This window comes from Aeromonas jandaei (assembly GCF_037890695.1).
Lineage (GTDB): Bacteria > Pseudomonadota > Gammaproteobacteria > Enterobacterales > Aeromonadaceae > Aeromonas > Aeromonas jandaei.
In genome coordinates, this window is the sequence record NZ_CP149571.1 from 395778 (window position 1) to 418135 (window position 22358).

The 22358-nt window shown below is 58.0% G+C and carries 20 protein-coding genes; 9 read left to right on the forward strand and 11 right to left on the reverse strand.

The features are described from left to right. Nucleotides 1–47: 47 nt before the first annotated feature. From aceE to ampD, 3 genes are all read right to left on the reverse strand, one after another. A complete protein-coding gene (gene aceE / locus WE862_RS01950; RefSeq protein ID WP_042033206.1) occupies nucleotides 48–2708 on the reverse strand; it encodes a pyruvate dehydrogenase (acetyl-transferring), homodimeric type in 2661 nt (886 codons plus the stop codon). Nucleotides 2709–2787: 79 nt separating this feature from the next. After that, a complete protein-coding gene (gene pdhR, locus WE862_RS01955; RefSeq protein ID WP_033115373.1) occupies nucleotides 2788–3552 on the reverse strand; it encodes a pyruvate dehydrogenase complex transcriptional repressor PdhR in 765 nt (254 codons plus the stop codon). Nucleotides 3553–3830: 278 nt separating this feature from the next. After that, nucleotides 3831–4400 (reverse strand): 1,6-anhydro-N-acetylmuramyl-L-alanine amidase AmpD, encoded by a 570-nt coding sequence (ampD, locus tag WE862_RS01960; protein WP_042033204.1) that lies wholly within the window; start codon nucleotides 4398–4400, stop codon nucleotides 3831–3833. A gap of 123 nt (nucleotides 4401–4523) precedes the next feature. Here ampD and WE862_RS01965 point away from each other — a divergent pair, with 123 nt between their 5' ends. The 9 genes from WE862_RS01965 (at nucleotide 4524) to yacG (ending at nucleotide 12195) form a co-directional block, all read left to right on the forward strand. Next, nucleotides 4524–4994, forward strand: a complete 471-nt coding sequence (locus WE862_RS01965) for a retropepsin-like aspartic protease family protein (protein ID WP_042033202.1) — start codon at nucleotides 4524–4526, stop codon at nucleotides 4992–4994. A 3-nt stretch (nucleotides 4995–4997) separates the two neighbouring features. Next, on the forward strand, nucleotides 4998–5855 hold the full coding sequence (gene nadC / locus WE862_RS01970; protein WP_042033200.1) for a carboxylating nicotinate-nucleotide diphosphorylase: 858 nt from the start codon (nucleotides 4998–5000) through the stop codon (nucleotides 5853–5855). Nucleotides 5856–6177: 322 nt separating this feature from the next. Beyond that, nucleotides 6178–6606, forward strand: a complete 429-nt coding sequence (locus tag WE862_RS01975; protein WP_042033198.1) for a pilin — start codon at nucleotides 6178–6180, stop codon at nucleotides 6604–6606. A gap of 3 nt (nucleotides 6607–6609) precedes the next feature. Then, entirely contained in the window at nucleotides 6610–8316 is a 1707-nt protein-coding gene (gene tapB / locus WE862_RS01980) for a PilB family type IVa pilus assembly ATPase TapB (RefSeq protein ID WP_033115377.1), read from the forward strand. 145 nt (nucleotides 8317–8461) lie between these two features. Next, a complete protein-coding gene (locus tag WE862_RS01985) occupies nucleotides 8462–9703 on the forward strand; it encodes a type II secretion system F family protein (RefSeq protein ID WP_339058694.1) in 1242 nt (413 codons plus the stop codon). 22 nt (nucleotides 9704–9725) lie between these two features. After that, nucleotides 9726–10598, forward strand: a complete 873-nt coding sequence (locus tag WE862_RS01990) for a prepilin peptidase (RefSeq protein ID WP_042033195.1) — start codon at nucleotides 9726–9728, stop codon at nucleotides 10596–10598. A 17-nt stretch (nucleotides 10599–10615) separates the two neighbouring features. Then, nucleotides 10616–11224 carry a dephospho-CoA kinase gene (coaE, locus tag WE862_RS01995; protein WP_042033194.1) on the forward strand — a complete coding sequence of 203 codons (609 nt, stop codon included), beginning with the start codon at nucleotides 10616–10618 and terminating at the stop codon, nucleotides 11222–11224. A 44-nt stretch (nucleotides 11225–11268) separates the two neighbouring features. Then, entirely contained in the window at nucleotides 11269–11991 is a 723-nt protein-coding gene (gene zapD, locus WE862_RS02000) for a cell division protein ZapD (protein ID WP_042033191.1), read from the forward strand. Between the two features lie 9 nt (nucleotides 11992–12000). After that, complete coding sequence (gene yacG / locus WE862_RS02005) at nucleotides 12001–12195, forward strand: DNA gyrase inhibitor YacG (protein WP_005336142.1); 195 nt, start codon at nucleotides 12001–12003, stop codon at nucleotides 12193–12195. 72 nt (nucleotides 12196–12267) lie between these two features. Here the strand turns inward: yacG and mutT are convergent, their stop codons facing one another. The 8 genes from mutT to murC all read right to left on the reverse strand — a co-directional run bounded on the left by mutT (nucleotide 12268) and on the right by murC (nucleotide 22332). Next, on the reverse strand, nucleotides 12268–12672 hold the full coding sequence (gene mutT, locus WE862_RS02010) for an 8-oxo-dGTP diphosphatase MutT (RefSeq protein WP_042033189.1): 405 nt from the start codon (nucleotides 12670–12672) through the stop codon (nucleotides 12268–12270). 74 nt (nucleotides 12673–12746) lie between these two features. Further along, nucleotides 12747–15467, reverse strand: coding sequence for a preprotein translocase subunit SecA (gene secA, locus WE862_RS02015; RefSeq protein WP_042033186.1), 2721 nt, complete (start codon nucleotides 15465–15467; stop codon nucleotides 12747–12749). Between the two features lie 59 nt (nucleotides 15468–15526). Further along, on the reverse strand, nucleotides 15527–16432 hold the full coding sequence (locus WE862_RS02020) for a M23 family metallopeptidase (protein ID WP_033115384.1): 906 nt from the start codon (nucleotides 16430–16432) through the stop codon (nucleotides 15527–15529). Between the two features lie 140 nt (nucleotides 16433–16572). Beyond that, nucleotides 16573–17496: a UDP-3-O-acyl-N-acetylglucosamine deacetylase gene (lpxC, locus tag WE862_RS02025; RefSeq protein ID WP_005336146.1), complete on the reverse strand. Its 924-nt coding sequence runs from the start codon at nucleotides 17494–17496 to the stop codon at nucleotides 16573–16575. A gap of 99 nt (nucleotides 17497–17595) precedes the next feature. Continuing rightward, the gene (gene ftsZ, locus WE862_RS02030; protein WP_005336147.1) at nucleotides 17596–18747 is read right to left on the reverse strand and encodes a cell division protein FtsZ; all 1152 of its coding nucleotides are present in this window, start codon (nucleotides 18745–18747) and stop codon (nucleotides 17596–17598) included. A gap of 39 nt (nucleotides 18748–18786) precedes the next feature. Further along, entirely contained in the window at nucleotides 18787–20046 is a 1260-nt protein-coding gene (ftsA, locus tag WE862_RS02035; protein WP_005336148.1) for a cell division protein FtsA, read from the reverse strand. Next, entirely contained in the window at nucleotides 20027–20779 is a 753-nt protein-coding gene (locus WE862_RS02040) for a cell division protein FtsQ/DivIB (RefSeq protein WP_042033185.1), read from the reverse strand. Before WE862_RS02040 ends, ftsA begins: the two co-directional genes overlap by 20 nt. A gap of 98 nt (nucleotides 20780–20877) precedes the next feature. After that, nucleotides 20878–22332 carry a UDP-N-acetylmuramate--L-alanine ligase gene (gene murC / locus WE862_RS02045; RefSeq protein WP_042033183.1) on the reverse strand — a complete coding sequence of 485 codons (1455 nt, stop codon included), beginning with the start codon at nucleotides 22330–22332 and terminating at the stop codon, nucleotides 20878–20880. Nucleotides 22333–22358: the final 26 nt, after the last annotated feature.

Genomic DNA, 22358 nt, shown 5'->3' on the forward strand with positions numbered 1-22358 from the left:
AAACCCTGGCAGGGTCGCGCCGCATGACGGCGCGACCCTTGATCCACTTACGCGTACAGCGGGTTGACCTTGTCGGCATCGATGCCGTACTTGGCGATGGCATCGGCCACAACCTGCTTGTCGATCTCGCCGCGCTTGGCCAGCTCGGTCAGGGCAGCAACCACCACATAGAACTCGTTCACTTCGAAGTGACGACGCAGGTTGGCACGGCTGTCGGAACGGCCGTAACCGTCGGTACCCAGCACGCGGTAGTTCTCGGTCGGAACGAAGGCGCGAACCTGGTCGGCGAAGGACTTCATGTAGTCGGTCGCAGCGATGGTGGCTTCGGAACCCAGTACCTGAGCGATGTACGGTACGCGAGCTTCGGCTGTCGGGTGCAGCATGTTCCAGCGATCCGCGTCCTGACCATCACGAGCCAGCTCGTTGAAGGAGGTGACGCTGAACACGTCGGAGCCCACGCCATATTCGCTTGCCAGGATCTGGGCAGCAGTGCGCACGTGACCCAGGATGGAACCACAACCCAGCAGCTGCACTTTCGCCTTGGCACCGGCTACGGATTCCAGCTTGTAGATACCCTTGCGGATGCCTTCCTCGGCGCCTTCCGGCATGGCCGGCATGGCGTAGTTCTCGTTCAGGGTGGTGATGTAGTAGAACACGTTCTCCGGGTTCTCACCGTACATGCGGCGCAGGCCGTCCTGTACGATCACCGCCACTTCATAGGCGTAGGACGGGTCGTAGGAGATGCAGTTCGGGATGGTGCCGGCCAGGATGTGGCTGTGACCATCTTCGTGCTGCAGACCTTCGCCGTTCAGGGTAGTACGACCGGAGGTTGCACCCAGCAGGAAGCCACGGGCTTGCTGGTCACCGGCTGCCCACGCCATGTCGCCAATCCGCTGGAAGCCGAACATGGAGTAGTAGATGTAGAACGGGATCATCGGGCAGTCGTTGGTGCTGTAAGAGGTCGCAGCAGCCAGCCAGGAGGACATGGCGCCCAGCTCGTTGATACCGTCTTGCAGAACCTGACCCTGCTTGTCTTCCTTGTAGTAGGAGACGATGTCGCGGTCTTGCGGGGTGTACTGCTGACCGTGCGGGCTGTAGATACCGATCTGGCGGAACAGACCTTCCATACCGAAGGTACGGGCTTCGTCAGCCAGGATCGGAACAATGCGCTTGCCGATGGACTTGTCTTTCAGCATCACGTTCAGGGAACGCACGAACGCCATGGTGGTGGAGATTTCGCGCGCCTGTTCACCCAGCAGCGGAGCGAAGGCATCCAGTGCCGGGATTTCCAGCTTGTCGGTACTCTCGCGCAGACGGGTCGGCAGGTAGCCTTTCAGGGCCGCACGACGAGCGTGCAGGTATTTGTGCTCTTCGCTGCCCGCTTCGATCTTCAGGTAAGGCAGGTCGGCCAGCTGCTCGTCGGCCACCGGCAGGTTGAAGCGGTCACGCAGGTGACGCACGGAGTCCAGCTCCATCTTCTTGACCTGGTGAGCGATGTTCTTGCCTTCGGCCGCTTCGCCCATGCCGTAACCCTTGATGGTCTTGGCCAGGATAACGGTCGGCTTGCCCTTGGTCTGGGTCGCTTTGTTGAATGCAGCGAACAGTTTGCGAGGATCGTGACCACCACGGTTCAGGGCGAAGATCTCCTCGTCGGTCATGTCTTTGACCAGCGCGGCAGTTTCCGGGTAACGGTTGAAGAAGTTCTCGCGGATGTAGGCACCGTCGCGGGACTTCATGGTCTGGTAGTCACCGTCCACAGTCTCGTTCATCAGCTGGATCAGCTTGCCAGAGGTATCCTTGCGCAGCAGCTCATCCCACTTGCGACCCCAGATAACCTTGGTAACGTCCCAGCCAGCGCCGGCGAACAGGCCTTCCAGCTCGTTGATAACCTTGCCGTTACCGACAACCGGGCCATCCAGACGCTGCAGGTTGCAGTTGACCACGAACACCAGGTTGTCGAGCTTTTCACGCACGGCAACAGTCAGGGCACCTTTGGCTTCCGGCTCGTCCATCTCGCCGTCACCCAGGAAGGCGTAAACGGTCTGCTCGGAGCAATCCTTGATGCCACGGTCGGTCAGGTACTTCAGGAAGCGAGCCTGATAGATGGCGGCGATGGGGCCCAGACCCATGGATACGGTCGGGAACTGCCAGAAGTCCGGCATCAGTTTCGGGTGCGGGTAGGAAGGGATACCCTTGCCATCCACTTCCTGACGGAAGTTGTCCAGCTGCTCTTCGGTCAGACGACCTTCGGCGAAGGCGCGGGCATAGATACCCGGGGAGATGTGACCCTGGAAGTAAACTAGGTCACCACCATCCTTCTCGTTGCGAGCACGGAAGAAGTGGTTGAAGCAGACATCATAGATGGTCGCAGAAGAAGCGAAGGAAGACATGTGACCACCCAGGTCCAGGTCTTTCTTGGAGGCGCGCAGCACGATCATCATGGCGTTCCAGCGGATGATGGCGCGAATGCGGCGCTCCATCTCCAGGTCGCCCGGGTAGTCCGGCTCTTCGCTGGACGGAATGGTGTTGATGTAATCGCGGTTTGCCTTGGCAGCCACGTCCACACCGCTTGCGCGGGCTTTCTCGGCCAACTGTTCAAGGATGAACTGAGCGCGTTGGGGACCCTCTTCACGCAGCAGGGATTCCAGAGAGGCAAGCCACTCCAGCGTTTCTATCGGGTCCACATCGTTCTTCAGGATATCAGACATGGCTGGTTCCTATTTTGTTGTGATTGCACGGCATTGCACGGCGAAGGGCGCAAGCATTCGACAATAAAGCCTTGTGGGATTAGTTTTCCTGCTGACGGATCCGACGCATGGATCGCTGGATCCGGCTGTCTTCCCTCTGCATATCCAACAAGGTGTCCTCGATAAAGGCCAGATGCTCATGACAAGCTGTTCTGGCCCGCTCCGGAGCCCCCGACAGGATGGCTTCGATCAGATTCGCACGATGGCGTCGGATCTTGGCTACCACTCCCGGGCGGCGATTCAAAATCTCGTTATTTCTCAGAATGTTCTGCTCGAGCATGGGGCTCATGGCCCGCAGCAGATGCAGCAGCACCACGTTGTGGGACGCCTCGGCCACCGCCAGATAGAACTGGGTAACGGCTGCCGATTCGGCCACCAGCGAACCCAACTGGCCCGCCTCTTCGATGGTGGTCTGCACCTGACGAATGCGTTCGAAATCCGCACCGGTACCCCGCAATGCAGCATAGTAGGCGCAGATGCCTTCCAGTGCGTGACGAAACTCCAGCAGGTCATACTGGGCTTCCGGGTGAGTGCTGAGCAGTTCGAACAGAGGATCGGCGATCCCCTTGCTCAGGGCATTCTGCACATAAGTGCCACCGCCCTGACGGCGATAGAGCAACCCGCGAGCTTCAAGTCGCTGGATGGCTTCGCGCAAGGATGGGCGCGATACCTGAAACTGGATGGCGAGTTCGCGTTCGGGAGGCAATTTCTGCCCCGGCTGCAAACTTCCTTCCAGAATCATCTGTTCCAGCTCGGCGACAATGGAGTCGGCCAACTTGGGTTGCGTAATCTTGCGATAGGGCATGAGGCTACTTTGTTAAATTGGTATTACCAATTTCATGAATGGGGCGAAAATTAGCAGAGGCCTTGTCAAAAGTCCACTCAAAAGATGATCTGAATCAAGAATCACCACCACCCAATAAGAGGTAAAGCGGGGTAAACATGATTTGGCTCATAGAAATTGGTCTTACCAATATTCTTGAGCAGGCTCACAAATAACATTTGCGCAACCACAAACAAAAATGACCTGCCATAGAGGCAAGCCATTGATTTTAAAACCCAAACTAAATTTGAATATTTACTTTAACTATTGAGCATCTCGCGGAAGCGTGACCACTGAAAACTCTCCCCCGGATCCGTTTTACGCCCTGGCGCGATATCGCAATGGCCGACAATTTTTTCCACGGTGACCGCCGGGTAACGGGCAGAGATGGCTCGGGTGAGCCCCACCAGTGCGAAATATTGCGCATCTGTATAGGGGGTTTCGTCCGTCCCCTCCAGCTCGATGCCGATGGAGAAATCATTGCACGCCTCCCTCCCCTGCCAGCTCGATACTCCGGCGTGCCAGGCGCGCGCGCCAAACGGCACATACTGCACCAGCTCGCCATCGCGGCGGATCAGGCAGTGGGCCGAGACCCGCAGCTGATGGATACCGGCAAAATAGGGGTGAGCCTCGGGGTCGAGCCGTCCCATAAAAAGGTCGTCGATAAAGGGACCGCCAAACTCCCCCGGCGGCAGGCTGATGCCATGCACCACCAGTAGGGAGATATCGTCCGGCGCGGCCCGTTCGTTGTGATGGGGAGAGGGAACCCGGCGAGCCTGCTGGCACCAGCCGGCATCATCAATGGAAAAAATGGGGTCAGAATGAGTCATCGGCTACTCGATACGAGTTGAACAAAAAAGCGCGATCCGGGCAGGCATCTTGTCACCAAGCCGCTGAATCAGTGGAAAAATGTGTGTTAGGCTGAGTCATCTTCCGCTCGCAATGGATGAGATATGCAGCACACGGCACGCTGGATGTGGTTACTGGCCTGGCTCTCTCTGATGGGTCTGCTGACCCTCTATTTTCACTCCCGCAGCCAACCCAGCGTCACCGCCAGCGGCGAACTGCTGCTGCAAGCCGACCAGAGCGGCCACTATCGTCTGGAGGGTGCCATCAACGGCTACCCGGTGCAACTGCTGCTCGATACCGGCGCCACCCGTGTCACCATCCCGCAGCAGGTTGCCAAGCGGCTGGGTCTGGCAGCCCGCGGCGGCAGCCAGGTCAACACGGCTGCGGGTCAGATCCGGGTCGGCAACGGCACCATCGAAACGCTGGCGATGGGGCCATTGACCTTGTACGATTTGGCCATCTTTATCAACCCGGCGGCTGAGGGCGACGAGGTGCTGGTTGGCATGAACGCCCTAGGCCGGCTGGAGCTGGTTCAAAAAGAGCGGCAACTGCTGCTCAGACCCTTGCAGGAATAAGGCATGTTTCAACAGGATGTCAGCCGCGCCGTACGCGCTGCACTACTCGAAGATCTGGGCGATGCCCTGACTACGCTCGACCAACCGGACGCTAGCGCCGATATCACGGCCCAGCTGATCCCGGCCGACCGGATGGCCAACGCCCGGGTGATCACCCGTGAAGCCGGAGTATTCTGCGGCCAGCCATGGGTCGACGAGGTGTTCGTACAACTCGGCGGCGAGGTGAAGGTGGAGTGGAAGGTGCAGGATGGCGAGGTAATATCCCCCAATCAGGAGCTGTTCCGCCTCCATGGCCCAGCCCGCTTGCTGCTGACCGGCGAGCGCAATGCGCTGAACTTCGTCCAGACCCTCTCCGGCGTTGCCACTCTCACCGCTCGTTATGTCGCCGAGCTGGAAGAGACCGACTGCCGGTTGCTCGACACCCGCAAGACTATCCCGGGCCTGCGCACGGCCCAGAAGTACGCCGTCACCTGTGGCGGCGGCAAGAACCACCGCATCGGCCTCTACGACGCCTACCTGATCAAGGAAAACCATATCCTTGCCTGCGGCGGCATCGCCGAAGCGATTAATGAGGCTCGTCATCTCAATCCGGGCAAACCGGTAGAGGTAGAGGTCGAATCGCTGGCCGAGCTGGAACAGGCGCTGGCGGCCAACGCCGATATCGTGATGCTGGACAACTTCGATGTTGCCATGATGCGTGAGGCAGTCGCCATCAATCAGGGACGGGCCAAGCTGGAAGTATCAGGTAATGTTACCCTCGATACCCTGGCCGAATTTGCCGCCACCGGCGTCGATTTTATCTCGGTCGGGGCCCTGACCAAGCATGTGCGGGCGCTCGATCTCTCGATGCGTTTTATCTGAGAGGAAGATTCACTCCACCCCGTCGTAAACGGGAAGATAGATAACAGGTCATGGACTTGCAAAAGGCGCCTCAGGCGCCTTTTCTTTATGGCAGGAACCCTCTGCATAAGGAGTGTGATGGCGGGCCCTTTACAACTAGCAAAAAGAGTCGATAGAAGCTGCTTGCTATATGATTTTCATCATGTTTTTAGCAAATGACAGAAAAGTGGTTAACAAAGGCTGCGATCTCTGTTGCCACCCTTGATAGCTCGGATAAGATACTGACGTGTGGATGATTTTCCATCGGCACTTCCCAGGAACCAAGGACAAAAGGATATTTGAAATGAAGAAACAATCAGGCTTTACCCTTATTGAATTGATGATCGTTGTGGCGATCGTCGCCATTCTGGCAGCAGTAGCTCTACCTGCGTATCAAAGCTACACACAGAGAGCAAAATTTACTGAAGTTATATCAGCTGTAGGCCCCGGAAAAACAGCCGTTGAAGTTTGTGTGCAAGGATACACTGGTGCGGCTGCTAATATTGGCGCTGACTGTGCAGCGGCCGGCACTGCCGCCGTATCTGCTGGCGCCACGACAAATTTGAGTGATGTAACAGTTACTAACGCAGCTGGTGTTATTACTATTTCTGGTATCGCCACCGCAGCACTTGGCAATTCAACATATGACTTGGTTACCTCTGGCGCAGTTACACCAGGGGCACAGGTACTTTGGAACATTTCAGGTTCATGCAGAACCGATGGCAAATGTTAACGGATGACCTCTAGCCCCAACAGCGGCCTGGCATTAAGCCTGGCCGCCTCTTCACTGATAAGTGAGGAGGACTCCCAGCGCTATCTGAGCCAGGCCAAGGCCCAGCGTAAACCCTTTGTAACCTTCCTGATCGAGAACGAGATCCTTGAGAGCAAGGCTCTCGCCGATTTTTGCGAACTGGAGTATGGGGTACCTCTGCTGGATCTTGCAGCCTTCGATTTGGCCGAGATCCCGCAGAAGTACCTCAATCAGAAGCTGATTGAAAAGCACCATGTGCTTCCCATATACACCCAAGGGCATACCCTCTATATCGCCATGTCTGACCCGACCAATGTGTCGGCACTGGAAGACTTCGGCTTCAGCTTCGGTCTCCATACCGAAGCGCTGCTGGTCGAGGAGAACAAACTCACTGCGGCAATAGGAAAATTGCTGGAAAGTGAGAACGATGCTCTCGGAATGGAGGATATCGATGAATCTGAAATCTCCGACCTCGAAGTATCCGATGAAAGCAGCAGGTTGGATGAGAGCGTCAATACCGCTGATGATGACGCCCCCATCGTCAAATACATCAACAAAATCATGATGGATGCCATCAAGCGTGGTGCCTCCGACCTGCACTTTGAGCCCTACGAACAAAAATACCGCATTCGCTTTCGCATCGACGGCATCCTGCATGAAGTGGCCACGCCGCCGGTCAATCTGGCCAACCGTTTTTCTGCCCGTCTCAAAGTCATGGCGCGGCTCGATATCGCAGAGCGCCGGCTGCCGCAGGATGGCCGTATCAAGCTCAAGCTGTCGCGCAACAAGTCGATGGATATGCGGGTCAACACCCTGCCCACAATGTGGGGCGAGAAAATTGTTATTCGTCTGCTCGATTCATCAGCTGCCCGTCTCAATATCGAGCAACTCGGCTTTGACGACCGGCAAAAGGCGCAATATCTACGGGCACTCTCTAAACCTCAAGGCATGATCTTGGTCACCGGCCCGACCGGTTCGGGTAAAACAGTCTCGCTCTATACCGGTCTCAATATTCTCAACACTACCGAGGTGAACATCTCCACCGCCGAAGATCCGGTGGAGATCAACTTGCCCGGTGTCAACCAGGTGCAGGTCAACCCCAAGGCTGGGCTGACCTTTGCCAGCGCCCTGCGCTCCTTCTTGCGGCAAGACCCGGATGTGGTGATGGTGGGGGAGATCCGCGATCTGGAGACGGCAGAAATAGCCATCAAGGCCGCCCAGACCGGTCACCTGGTACTATCCACCCTGCACACCAACTCAGCCGCCGAAACCCTAACCCGGATGATGAACATGGGAGTGCCAGCCTTTAATATCGCCTCCTCGGTGACCCTGATCATGGCCCAGCGGCTGGCACGCAAACTGTGTGACCACTGCAAGGCTCCCGAAGTAGTGCCGGAAGCAGAGTTACTGGAGCTGGGTTTTACTCAGCAGCAACTGGCGGCGGGGCTGCGGCTGTTCAAACCGGTCGGCTGCAAGGAGTGCTCTGGTGGATACAAGGGTCGGGTCGGTATCTACGAGATCATGCTGATGTCGGAAAACATCGCAAAGCTGATCATGCAGGGGGCCAACTCGCTACAAATAGCGGCCATAGCCCAGAAAGAGGGGATGCGTACCTTACGTATGTCAGGATTGGAAAAGGCTCGCCTTGGCGTCACCAGTCTGGCGGAGGTCAACCGGGTGACAACGAATTGATTGCTCATCCCGATAGCAAGCATCAGAGTGCATAAACACGGGTAAAAGATATTGACCGGGTAGCTGTCAGCCACTTAGGCAAGACATCAAATCCGACGGTTCAGGGGTTATCCTCTTCCCTCCAGTCCATTTGCAGGATGCATCGATGGCAACGCTGACCAAGAAAACCAATGCCCCGAAAAAAGTCTTCGCCTTTCGCTGGCAAGGGGTAAACCGCAAAGGACAAAAAGTCTCTGGCGAGCTTCAAGCAGAGAACATAGCCACAGTGAAGGCAGAGCTGCGCAAGCAGGGCGTCAATGTCACCAAGGTTGCCAAGAAGAGTCAGGGGCTCTTCTCCAAGGGCGGCGCCAAGATCAAACCGATGGATATTGCCATCGTATCGCGCCAGATCACTACCATGCTCTCCGCCGGCGTTCCTCTGGTACAAAGCCTGCAAATCATCGCCCGCAGCCACGAAAAAGCATCCATGCGCGAACTTATGGGAGAAATTGCCGCTGATGTCGAAACCGGCACCCCCATGTCGGAAGCGCTGCGCCGTCATCCTCTCTACTTTGACGATCTCTATTGCGATCTAGTGGAAGCTGGCGAGCAGTCCGGCGCGCTGGAAACCATCTATGACCGCATCGCTACCTACCGCGAGAAATCAGAAGCACTCAAGTCGAAGATCAAGAAGGCGATGTTCTACCCAACCATGGTTATCCTGGTTGCGATTGTCGTTACCTCCATCCTGTTGCTGTTCGTCATCCCGCAATTCGAAGATATCTTCAAAAGCTTCGGTGCCGAGCTGCCTGCATTTACGCAGTTTGTTATCGGCATCTCCCGCTTTATGCAGAACTGGTGGTACGTTTTCTTCGGCGGAATCGCGCTGGCCATCTTTCTCTATGTCCGTGCCTGGCGAGCCTCCCAGAAGGTAAAAGACAATACCGACAAGTTTGTGCTCACGATTCCGGTAGTCGGGATGATCCTGCACAAAGCAGCCATGGCCCGCTTTGCCCGCACCCTATCCACCACCTTCTCGGCGGGGATTCCACTGGTCGATGCCTTGGTTTCAGCTGCTGGCGCCTCAGGTAACTATGTCTATCGCACCGCCGTGATGGCCATTCGCAACGAGGTGGTAGCCGGCATGCAGATCAACGTGGCGATGAGCACCGTCGATCTTTTCCCCGACATGGTGATCCAGATGGTGATGATCGGCGAGGAGTCCGGCGCCATAGATGATATGCTCTCCAAGGTCGCCACCATCTTTGAACAGGAGGTCGACGATCTGGTCGATGGCCTCACCAGCCTGCTGGAACCTCTTATCATGGTGGTACTGGGGGTGCTGGTTGGCGGTATGGTGGTTGCCATGTATCTGCCCATCTTTAAACTGGGGTCAGTTATCCACTGACCTTCAACCAATCCGAGACACCATGTTGTTGATCACTGATGTTTTCCATAGCCTCCCCTGGCTCTACTTCTCGTTGGTTTTTCTCTTCTCCCTGATGATCGGCAGCTTTCTCAACGTGGTGATCCATCGCTTGCCCATTATGTTGGAACGAGAATGGCAGGCTGAATATAGAGGCTACTTCACCCCCGATGAAGAGCAATTAACCGAACCGCGCTACAACCTGATGGTACCGCGCTCGGCCTGCCCCCATTGCGGCCATGCCATCACCGCACTGGAAAACATCCCGCTGTTAAGCTGGCTCTGGCTCAAAGGGCGCTGTGGTGAGTGCCAAGCCCCTATTTCGGCCCGCTATCCGCTGGTTGAACTGCTGACAGCGCTGCTCTCGGTGGCCGTAGCCATGGTGATCTCACCGGGTTGGGGTGCCCTTGTCGCCCTGCTGCTGACCTGGGTATTGGTGGCACTCACTTTCATCGATCTGGACAAGATGCTGCTGCCAGACCAGCTGACCCTGCCGCTGCTGTGGGGCGGTTTGCTGTTCAACCTGATCGGTGGTTTTGCACCGCTTGCTGATGCTGTGATCGGCGCCATGGCAGGATATCTGGTGCTCTGGAGCCTCTACTGGGCTTTCAAACTGCTGACCGGCAAGGAAGGGATGGGGTATGGCGACTTCAAGTTGCTGGCGGCACTGGGAGCCTGGCTCGGCTGGCAGGCACTGCCGATCATACTGCTGCTCTCATCTTTGGTTGGTGCCATCATCGGCATCTCGCTCATAGCCCTGCGCAAACACCATCAGGGTAACCCCATCCCCTTTGGCCCCTACCTCGCCATCGCGGGCTGGATTGCGCTGCTATGGGGCGATACCATCACCCGCTGGTATCTCACCACCATCCTCTGAAACAGGCGCACTGACTCATGTATGTAGTTGCAATAACCGGCGGCATCGGCAGCGGCAAGACGACAATTGCCAACCAGTTTACCGAGCTGGGCATCGACGTCGTGGATGCCGATGTGATTGCCCGCGAGGTCGTTGAGTCCGGCACCCCGGCTCTCGCAGCCATCGCCGACCACTTTGGCCCTGATGTCATTACCCCCGACGGTCAGCTGGATCGCCGCCGCCTGCGCGAACAGGTCTTCAGTGACCCATCGGCCAAAGCATGGCTCAATGCCCTGCTCCACCCGCTCATTCGCAGCGAGATGCAGCGCCAGTGCGCCGCAGCCAGCTCCCCCTACTGCCTGCTGGTCGTGCCGCTACTGGTGGAAAACAAGCTCACCGGCCTGGCCAACAGGGTACTGGTGGTCGATGTAGACGAGGCGACCCAAATCGAGCGCACCTGCCGCCGGGATGGCGTTACCCCCGAACAGGCCAAGGCCATCATCGCGGCACAGGCCAGCCGGTCGGAGCGCCTGGCAGCGGCAGATGATGTCGTCGAGAACGGCAATGGCAGCGAAATGGCGATAAAAGCGCGGATTTTAACGCTGCACGAAACATATCTGGCATTTGCCTCTCAACAAGCCGGTTAACAGTGAGTACACTAGGCCGGATTTATGGCTGGCCAGGATTAGGCATGATTTACGATTTCCCCCTCAATGAAAAAAGCCGGACCTATCTTCGTCTGGAATCCCTGTTTTCCCAGATCCGCGACAATCTGGAGAACAACCAGCCCTGGGCTCATATCGCCTTCTTCAAAGGGTTGTTCGATCTGCAGGAGCTGCTGGAGCGTGGTGACCTGCGTGCCGACCTGATCAAGGATCTCGAGCGTCTCGGCCAGCGCCTGAGCCACTGGGCCAGCCTGCCCGACGTCGATCTGGAGCAGATCAAGCAGATGCAGCACGAGAGCAGCCAGCTATCCCGTAGCCTGCTCAACTCCCCGCGTCCCGGCGCTCGCCTGAAAGAGGATCGCCTGCTCGGCTCCATCCGTCAGCGCTTCTCCATCCCGGGTGGTCTGTGCGCCTTCGACGTACCGCAGTTGCACCACTGGCTCGGTACGCCAGCCATTACCCGCCATCAGCAAATGCAGCTGTGGCTGAGCGACATTACCCTGCTGATGAATGCCATCACCCTGTTGCTGCGCCTGTGGCGCGAATCAGGCAGTTTCAGCGAGCAGGTAGCGACCAATGGTTTCTTCCAGGATACAGCCGAGAGCGCCGAGCTTATCCGCATCAAGCTGCCGGGCAACCTCTGCTGCTACCCCACCCTGAGCGGCCACAAGAACCGCTTTGCGCTGCGCTTCCTGCCAACCGGCGAACAGCCGATTGGCGATGTGCCATTCCAGCTCGCCTGCTGTTAAGGAGTGCTCATGGTCACCAAGGTAAAGTGCCCGACCTGCCAGAGCGAAGTGGAATGGGGCCCGCAGAGCCCGTTTCGCCCTTTCTGCAGCAAGCGCTGCCAGCTGATCGATCTCGGCGAGTGGGCCGATGAGGAGAAGCGGATCCCCGGGGAGATCAACCCTGACCTGCTGCCAGAGCCGGAAGAGGGTGATCAGTGGCTATAAGCCAGAGGTCGCTCGATTCTGCAAAGTAAAAAGGGCCATACGGCCCTTTTTTCATAGCCAGATAACGGCAGGTTACGCTTGGCGCGCCTGTAGGCGCGCCACTATCGGACCGTTGGCATCGGGGAAGTGGTAGTTGTGCAGTTCGGCGACCGGCACCCATAAACACTCCTGACCCTCTTTACCAAAGGGTTCACCGCTGAAACGGGTCACCTTCCAGATATCAAGCAGTACCTGCTTCTCCGGGTAGTCGTGATGCAGCTCCATGAAGGGAGCACAATCCTGCACCCGGATCCCGATCTCTTCCCACAGCTCCCGATCCAGCGCGGTCAGCAGATCCTCACCGGACTCGACCTTGCCACCGGGAAACTCCCAGCGATCGCCCTGATGGCGATCGGCAGAGCGCTTGGCAATGAAGATATCCCCCTGCTCGTTCTCGATGACACCAACGGCCACCCAGATCCGTTTTTTCTGTTCCATCAATTACCTCTGTTCGCTTGTTGCCACCAATAACAAGGCGGGCACTGGGCCCGCCTTTTATGGCATCGGGTCGATCAGGTCAACTGACCGTGGCAATGCTTGTACTTCTTGCCAGAGCCGCACGGGCAGGGATCGTTGCGGCCGATCTTCTGCTCGTCACGCACGAAGGTGGTGTGACCCTCGGCTGCACTTTCCTCTTCGTCCGCCAACTGGTTCTCGGCGGCAGCGTGGGTGTAGGTGCGGGGGGCTGACTCGGCCTGCTGGCGCTGCTGCTCTTCCATAGCCTCCACATCGCGCTCCTGCACCTGAACCCGGCTCAGGATGCTGACCACGTCGCGCTTGAGGGTTTCCAGCATCTGGGTGAACAGATCGAAAGATTCGCGCTTGTACTCCTGCTTGGGGTTCTTCTGGGCGTAGCCGCGCAGATGGATGCCCTGACGCAGGTGATCCATGGCCGCCAGATGCTCTTTCCAGAGGCCATCCAGAGTCTGCAGCATCACCGCTTTCTCGAAGTTGCGCAGCACCTCTTTACCGACCAGCTCCTCCTTGTGGGCATAGAGCTTGGTGGCTTCGTCCAGAATGCGCTCGCGCAGCTTCTCTTCGTACAGCTTGTCATCTTCCGCCAGCCACTGTTGCAGCGGCAGGTCGAGGGCGAAGTCGGCCTTCAGGCGTGCTTCCAGACCCGGCACATCCCACATCTCCTCCAGAGACTGGGGCGGAATGTACTCATCGATGATGGCACCATAAACATCATCACGGATAACGTGAATGGTCTCGGAGATGTCGTTGGTATCCAGCAACTCGTTGCGCTGCTCGTAAACCACCTTGCGCTGGTCGTTGGCAACGTCATCAAACTCGAGCAGGCTCTTGCGGATGTCGAAGTTGCGACCTTCCACCTTGCGCTGGGCGTTTTCAATCGCCTTGGTCACCCACGGGTGCTCGATGGCCTCGCCCTCTTCCATGCCCAGCTTCTTCATCATGCCGGTCACGCGATCGGAGGCGAAGATCCGCATCAGGGTATCTTCCATGGAGAGATAGAAACGGGAGGAACCCGGGTCACCCTGACGACCGGAACGGCCGCGCAGCTGGTTGTCGATACGACGGGATTCGTGACGTTCGGTACCGATAATGTGCAGACCGCCGGCAGCCAGCACCGCATCGTGACGCACCTGCCAGGCCGCTTTCAGCTCGGCAATCTGTGCCTCGGTCGGATTCTCCAGCTTGGCGATCTCCGCCTGCCAGTTGCCCCCGAGCACTATGTCGGTACCACGACCGGCCATGTTGGTGGCGATGGTGACCGCGCCAGTCTGGCCAGCCTGGGCAACGATCTCCGCTTCCATGGCGTGGAACTTGGCGTTCAGCACCTGGTGCGGGATCTTCTCCTTGTTGAGAATGCCGGAGAGCAACTCGGAGTTTTCGATGGAAACGGTGCCTACCAGTACTGGCTGGCCACGCTCCACGCACTCGCGGATGTCCTTGACGATGGCGGCATACTTCTCGTTGGCGGTCAGGTAGACTAGATCGCCCATGTCTTTGCGCACCATCGGCTTGTTGGTCGGGATAACCACGGTATCCAGGCCATAAATCTGCTGGAATTCAAAGGCTTCGGTATCCGCAGTACCGGTCATGCCCGCCAGTTTGTTGTAGAGACGGAAGTAGTTCTGGAAGGTGATGGAAGCGAGAGTCTGGTTCTCGTTCTGGATCTTGACCCCTTCCTTCGCCTCGACCGCCTGATGCAGACCATCGGACCAGCGACGGCCCGGCATGGTACGGCCGGTATGCTCGTCGACAATGACGATCTCGTCCTTCTGCACGATATAGTCGACGTTGCGCTCAAACAGGGTATGGGCGCGCAGACCGGCATTGACGTGGTGCAGCAGGCTGATGTTGGTGGCGGAGAACAGGGAGTCGTTCTCGTCGAGCAGTCCCTCTTTCTTGAGCAGCTCTTCCACAAAGATCTGGCCATTTTCGGTCAGCAAGGCCTGACGGTTCTTCTCGTCTACCGTGTAGTGACCGTCGCCGGTGTACTCCTCGGTATCTTCCTTGTCCTGCTTGACCAGCAGCGGGATCAGCTTGTTGACGCGAATATAGAGCTCGGAGCTGTCTTCCGCCGGGCCGGAGATGATGAGCGGGGTACGGGCTTCGTCGATAAGCACCGAGTCCACCTCATCCACCAGCGCGTAGTTGAGCGGACGCTGGACGCGCTGCTCGGGCGAAAACGCCATGTTGTCGCGCAGGTAGTCGAAACCGAATTCGTTGTTGGTACCGTAGGTGATATCGGCCGCATAGGCGTCACGCTTCTGGGATGCATCCATGCCCGGCACGTTGCACGCCACGGTCATGCCGAGGAAGGAGAACAGCGGGCGGTTTGCCTCGGCGTCACGCTTGGCCAGATAGTCGTTCACGGTCACGACGTGGACGCCGCGGCCGCTCAGGGCATTCAGGTAAGCCGGCAGGGTCGCGGTCAGGGTCTTACCCTCACCGGTCTTCATTTCAGCGATGCGGTTGGAGTTCAACACCATGCCGCCGATCAGCTGCACGTCGAAGTGACGCATGCCAAATACCCGCTTGGAGGCTTCGCGCACAGTGGCGAACGCTTCCGGCAGCAGCTGCTCCAGGGTCTCGCCCTGCTCCAGACGCTGGCGGTACTCGGCCGTCTTGGCCTGCAGCTCGGCATCCGAGAGGGCCTCGAACTGCGGCTCCATGGCATTGATCTGTTTTACAATTTTGCGCAAAGCCTTGAGCGTTCTGTCGTTCCGGCTGCCGATAATCTTGGTAAGCAGTGTGCTAATCATGGGTACCAACTATTTCTGGTTATATAAAGCGTTCCGTCACTGGAACCTGAAGAAAAAACCTAACCCCGGCTGGCACTGAGAAAGCGTGCGGGGTTTACCTGACGACCATCTTTCAACACTTCGTAATGCAAATGGACCCCGGTCGCGCGACCGGTGCGTCCCATCAAGGCAATCTTCTGCCCCTGATCAACCAGGGTGCCCACCTCGACCAGCAACTTGGAGTTGTGGGCATAGCGGGTGACCAGACCATTGCCGTGATTAATCTCCACCATGTTGCCAAATTCCGGATGACGGCCGGCCCAGCTGACAATGCCGGGCCCGGTGGCCAGAATGGGGGTCCCGGGTTTGCCACGGTAATCCACCCCTTTGTGCATCTTGGCACGCCCGTTGAACGGATCGACCCGTCCGCCAAAGCCGGACGAGACCCAGACTCGCTCCTGCTTGACTGGCGTGCCGGAAATAAAACCGGCATCGGTGATATGGTGATTCATGATGAAAGATTCAAGTACCGACAGCTGCTCTTCGCGACTGCTGAGCTGTTGGCTGAGATGTTTCATGGAGGCTTGCAGCTCGTTGAGGCTCACTTCCAGATCTTCATCGTAAGAGGGGCCGCCCATCGGGGGCAGCTCTTTGAAATTGAACTCTTCGGGATCGAGATCGGCCTGCTCGGTCAACCGTTCGCCAAGGGCATTCAGGCGGCCAAGCTGGCCCTGCATGGTGCCCACCTGGGCTGCCAGCATCGCCAGCTGCTCGCGGGCTTCATCGCCGCTCTGGTCTACGGAACGCTGTTCTGCCATGGCCAGCGCCACTTCCAGCGCATCCATCTTCTGCTGCCAGCTCTGCCAGAGCCAGCCGCCCCCAAGGGCCAACAGGGAGAAAACAATACCGCCGACCCATGCCAGACGTTGTTTTGGTAAGTGCAACCTGCGTCGCTGCTTGCCGTGGAGGATCAGGGTAATGCTCATAGAAATCAGTCTGCTCGGTCAGGTGCGGCCATGGGCCTGCACGGGAAATAAAACCGGGAGATAGTCGGTATTAAAGGATGGAGTAAACAAATGACGGAACGTCGGTGCGGAGAGGGAACCGACGTTCCGTTGCACAGCTATCAGGCCAGAACCAGACCGTTGTCGTAGTAAGCGATAGGCGCTTTGTCGCCCTCACCCTCGAAGGTCACCAGTTCCCAAGCCTCCTGCTCGGCCAGCAGGGCACGCAGCAGTTTATTGTTCAGGGCATGCCCTGTCTTGTAAGCGCGGAACTCACCGATAATGCTGCGGTTGCACATATAGAGGTCACCGATTGCGTCCAGCATCTTGTGCTTGACGAACTCGTCCTCGTAACGCAGACCATCTTCGTTCAGTACCCGGTAGTCATCCAGTACCACGGCGTTTTCCAGGCTTCCGCCCAGCGCCAGGTTCTGGGAACGCAGGTACTCGATATCACGCATGAACCCGAAAGTACGGGCGCGGCTGATCTCTTTCACGAAGGAGGCACCGGAGAAATCCAGTACACAACGCTGGTTGCGCCCTTCAAAGACCGGATGCTGGAAATCGATCTCGAGATCCATCTTGAAGCCGTTGCGATAAGGGTGGAATTCCGCCCACTTGTCGCCATCTTCAACCCGGATGCTCTTCTTGATCCGCACAAACTGCTTGGCAGCATTTTGCTCACGGATCCCGACTTCCTGCAGCAGGTAGATAAAGGGATGCGCACTGCCGTCCATTACCGGGATCTCGGGCGCGTCAACCTCGACGTAGAGGTTGTCGATCCCCATCCCGGCCAACGCGGCGGAGAGGTGCTCAATGGTAGAGACACGCACGCCGGCTTCGTTGACCAGAGCGGTACAGAGCACGGTATCACGCACCTGATCGGCATTGGCTGGCAGCTCCACCACAGGATTCAGGTCGGTACGCAAGTAAACGATCCCTGTATTCACAGGGGCCGGACGGAATGTCATGGTGACTTTCCGGCCCGAATGCAGGCCGACGCCAGTCGCCTGAACACTCGTTTTCAAGGTTCTTTGTCTAATCATGGGTGTACCCTAAACAGCTTAAAATCCGGACCAGATGGTCGTTGGCAGGCCATCTTAGCACATTCCTTAAGCAACAGACAAACACGCCTCATAAGAGACTTAGTCTGCCTGCTTGCGCAGGAACGCCGGAATATCCAGATAATCCGGTTCACGACGGGCTTGCGGCTCGGCGTTAACCACCTTGGCCGGGGCTTCGTCCATCACGCGGCCCTGCATCATGTCGCTGACCAGCGGCTGACGTACCGGGCGCTCTTGCACCTGGCTGCTCTTGACCAGAGTGATGTCCGGCTTGCGCTCGGCACCGATACCGGTGGCAACCACGGTCACACGCAGTTCGTCGTGCATTTCCGGATCGATTACGGTACCCACTACTACAGTGGCGTTCTCGGAAGCGAAGGCCTTGACCGCGTTACCCACGGTTTCGAACTCTTCGATGGTCATGTCCATGCCGGCAGTGATGTTGACCAAGATGCCGCGGGCACCGGCCAGATCCACGTCTTCCAGCAGCGGGCTGGAGATAGCCTTCTCGGCAGCTTCTTCGGCACGGTCATCACCGGAGGCGGAACCGGTACCCATCATGGCGGTACCCATTTCGCGCATAACGGTACGCACGTCAGCGAAGTCGACGTTGATCAGGCCCGGACGGGTGATCAGCTCGGCAATACCCTGTACCGCGCCAAGCAGTACATCGTTGGCAGCCTTGAAGGCGTCCAGCAGGGAGATACCACGACCCAGCACCTTCAACAACTTGTCGTTGGGGATGGTGATCAGGGAGTCGACGTTCTTGGAGAGCTCTTCGATACCGTGCGCAGCGAAGCCCATCCGCTTCTTCCCTTCGAAGGAGAACGGCTTGGTCACCACAGCAACGGTCAGGATGCCCATTTCGCGAGCCACTTCGGCCACGATCGGCGCAGCACCGGTACCGGTACCACCGCCCATACCGGCAGCGATGAACACCATGTCGGAGCCGGTCAGCAGCTCACGCAGCGCTTCGCGATCTTCCATGGCCGCATCACGACCCACTTCCGGGTTGGCGCCAGCACCCAGACCTTTGGTGATGCCACCGCCGATCTGCAGAGTGGTGTTGGCACTGGAGTTACGCAGTGCCTGGGCGTCGGTGTTGACGGTAATGAACTCGACACCTTCGATGTTTTGACGAACCATGTGTTCGACAGCGTTGCCGCCGCCGCCACCTACACCGATCACTTTAATGACGGCTTCGTCAGTGTGGCTATCCATAAATTCAAACATGTTGTCTCTCCGCTTTATTTGCCTGACTCAGCAAAATTCTTAAAACTCGCCACGCAGCCAGTTGCTGACCCGTTTGACCAGACCACCGACGCTTGCCTTGGCGGCATATTCTTTGTTGCTACCTGTTGCCTGATGTGTACGGCCGTACTGCAGCAACCCGACCGCAGTCGAGTACACCGGCGCCTGCACATAATCACTCAAGCCACGAATATTCATGGGCTCCCCTACCCGGACCTGGCTCTGGAAGATCTGCTCTGCGCACTCCACAATGCCTTCGATCTGGGCAGCGCCGCCGGTCAAGACCACACCGGCTGCCAGCTGATGCTTGACCCCCTGCGCTTTCAATTCGCTTTGTACCCGCACCAGCTCATCATTCACCATGGAGAGCAACTCGGTGTAGCGGGGCTCGATTACTTCAGCCAGTGTCTGCCGCTGCAGGCTACGCGCCGGACGACCGCCGACACTGGGCACTTCAATATTGTCTTCCTTGCTGACCAGACGACCGAGGGCGCAGCCGTAGCGCACCTTGATCGCTTCTGCGTCGAGCGGCGGCGTGCCGAAGGCGTAGGCGATGTCGCTGGTCACAGTGCTGCCAGCGTACGGGATCACCTTGGTGTGGCGCAGGGCGCCGCCGGTAAACAGCGACATATCCATGGTGCCACCACCGATGTCCACCACGCAGACACCCAGCTCTTTCTCGTCTTCGGTCAGCACCGCGTAGCTGGAGGCCAGCGCGGAGAAGATCAGCTGATCGACTCGCAGACCCACTTTCTCGACACACTTCTCGATGTTGCGAGCCATGTCGTTATGGCAGGTGATGAGATGCACCTTGGCCGCCATCCGTACACCGGAAAGACCGACCGGATTCTTGATCCCTTCCTGATAGTCGATGGCAAACTCTTGCGGCAGCACGTGCAACACCCGCAGTTCATCCGAGAGGCGAACCGACTTGGCGGTGTGGATCACGTTGTCCACATCTTCCTGAGTCACCTCTTCGTCGGAGATGGGTACCATGCCAGTCTCGTTGCGGCAGTCGATATGCTTGCCGGACAAGCCGAGGTAGACCGAGCTGATCTGGCAATCCGCCATCATCTCGGCCTCTTCCACCGCACGGCGCAGTGACTTGACCACGGAGTCGAGGTCGTTGACCCCGCCCTTCTCCATCCCGCGGGAAGCGTGACTGCCCATACCGATGACGTTCAGTTCACCGTCCGGCAATACTTCACCGACCAGAACCGCCACTTTGGTTGTGCCGATATCCAGTCCGACAATCAAATTCCTATCTGCGGTGTTGGTCATGCACTTTCTCTTCGCTCTTCTTCCAGCCAACTGCCACTCCGGTATCGTATCGAAGATCCACGTACGCAACCTGCGCACGGGGTTCGATAGCCGGGAAGGCATCGATAAACCGCTGCAACCGGAGCGCTATGTCGTTGCGCCCCAGAAACAGCTTGATATTGCCATCCAGGGTCAGTTCCCAGGCATGGCGGGGGGTCAGATTCACCCCCAGCAACTTGTATCCCTTGGCAGCCAGTTGCACTTCATACTGCCGACTCTCTTTCAACACCATGGCGGCCTGGTCATCCGGCCCCGACAACTGCAACAGCGGTGTCTTGACCCGATCCGGTGCACTGAACACCTTGCCCTTGGTGTTGACGAAGCGGTTGCCGTTCCAGCGTGCCGCCACGTCTTGTTCTGTCAGGTAGACCTTGATCTTGTTCGGCCACTTCTTGCGTACCGATACCGAGGCTACCCATGGCAAGGCATTAAGCCGTGCCTGCAATTCGTTAACATCCAACTCGAAGAAGTTGCGTGACTCTGCGCCATCCAGCACGGCCAGTCGCAGCTCTTCGGTTTCCAGATACTGGTGTTGCCCCTGCAGCAACAGCTCGCTCATGGGCAACCGGTTGGCATCCGTCAGCCAACCTTTAACATCCAGCGCAGTCCGGTAGCAGCCCCATATCACCAGCAGGAAAAACATCACGCCTGCGATGAAGCCGCCCTTGGTGCGCCCCTGTGCCCTTGCCTCCACCCGCTCGATCCCCGTGTAACGCGCTAAACCGGCCTTTTGACAGACCGGTTCGCCATTATATAGGCCCCGGCTTGGCGGTCAAAATACTCATTGGGCCCTCAGGCACCAGATTTCATGCTATCTATGCTCAATTTCATCTCGCCGAGACGACGGGCCAGTGCTCCGACGTTCCCCGCCCCCTGAGTCAGCACCAGATCCCCTTCGCCAACCAGGTCGGCCAGCACGGCCGGCACGTCATCTGGCGTGGCCACAAAGATGGGTTCCAGATTGCCGCGCGAACGGATGGAGCGGCACAGCGCACGACCATCTGCCCCCGGGATCGGATCCTCGCCGGCAGCATAAACCTCCAGCATTACCAGTACATCTACCTTGGAGAGCACGTCAGCGAAGTCTTCGTAAAGGTCGCGAGTACGGGTGTAGCGATGCGGCTGGAACACCATGACCAGACGCTTCTCCGGCCAGCCTGCACGAGCAGCATTGATGGTCACCTTCACTTCGCTCGGATGGTGGCCATAATCGTCCACCAGCATCGCCTTGCCGCGACCGGTTTCGAACTCGCCATACTGCTGGAAGCGGCGGCCTACCCCTTCAAACTTGGCCAGCGCACGGATGATGGCATCGTCGCTGACTCCGTCTTCCGTCGCGACAGCAATCGCCGCGGCAGCGTTCAAGGCGTTGTGGATCCCCGGCAAGTTGAGGGTTACCTGCAGCTCACCCGCATCTTTGCGGCGCACCCGGAAGCAGCTGTGGTTGGTGGTCTGGACAAAATCCAGCACCTGCACATCCGCATCGTCAGAGAGACCGTAGGTCAAGGTCGGGCGCGCAATCTCTGGCAACATGCCACGAATCACCGGATCATCGATGCAGACCACAGCCAGACCGTAGAAAGGCAGGTTGTGCAGAAACTCGATAAAGGTGGCCTTCAGCTTGGAGAAATCACCGCCGTAGGTATCCATGTGATCCGCTTCGATGTTGGTCACGATAGAGACCATCGGCTGCAGATGCAGGAAGGAGGCATCGCTCTCGTCCGCCTCGGCGATCAGATAACGGCTGCTGCCCAGACGGGCATTGGTGCCAGCGCTGTTGAGCAGGCCACCGATAACGAAAGTCGGATCGCGGTCGGCTTCGGCATAGATGCTCGCCACCAGACTGGTGGTGGTGGTCTTGCCGTGAGTACCGGCGATGGCGATACCATGACGGAAACGCATCAGCTCGGCCAGCATCTCGGCACGGCGCACTACCGGGATCCGCAGTTCGCGGGCAGCCAGCAGCTCCGGGTTGTCCTGCTTGATGGCAGTGGAGACCACGACCACGCTGGCACCGTTGACGTGCTCGGCGCTGTGGCCGGTAAAGATATGGGCGCCCAGAGCCTCAAGCCGCTCGGTCACCGCATTGCGAGCCTGATCAGAACCCGTTACCTGATACCCTTCGTTGGCAAGCACTTCGGCGATCCCGCCCATACCGGCACCACCGATGCCGATAAAATGGATGCGACGCACGCGGCGCATTTCGGGGATCACAGTACGCAGTTTTGCCAGTTCAACCTTGGTCATAATCATCTCTTTAGTCTGCCGCAAGC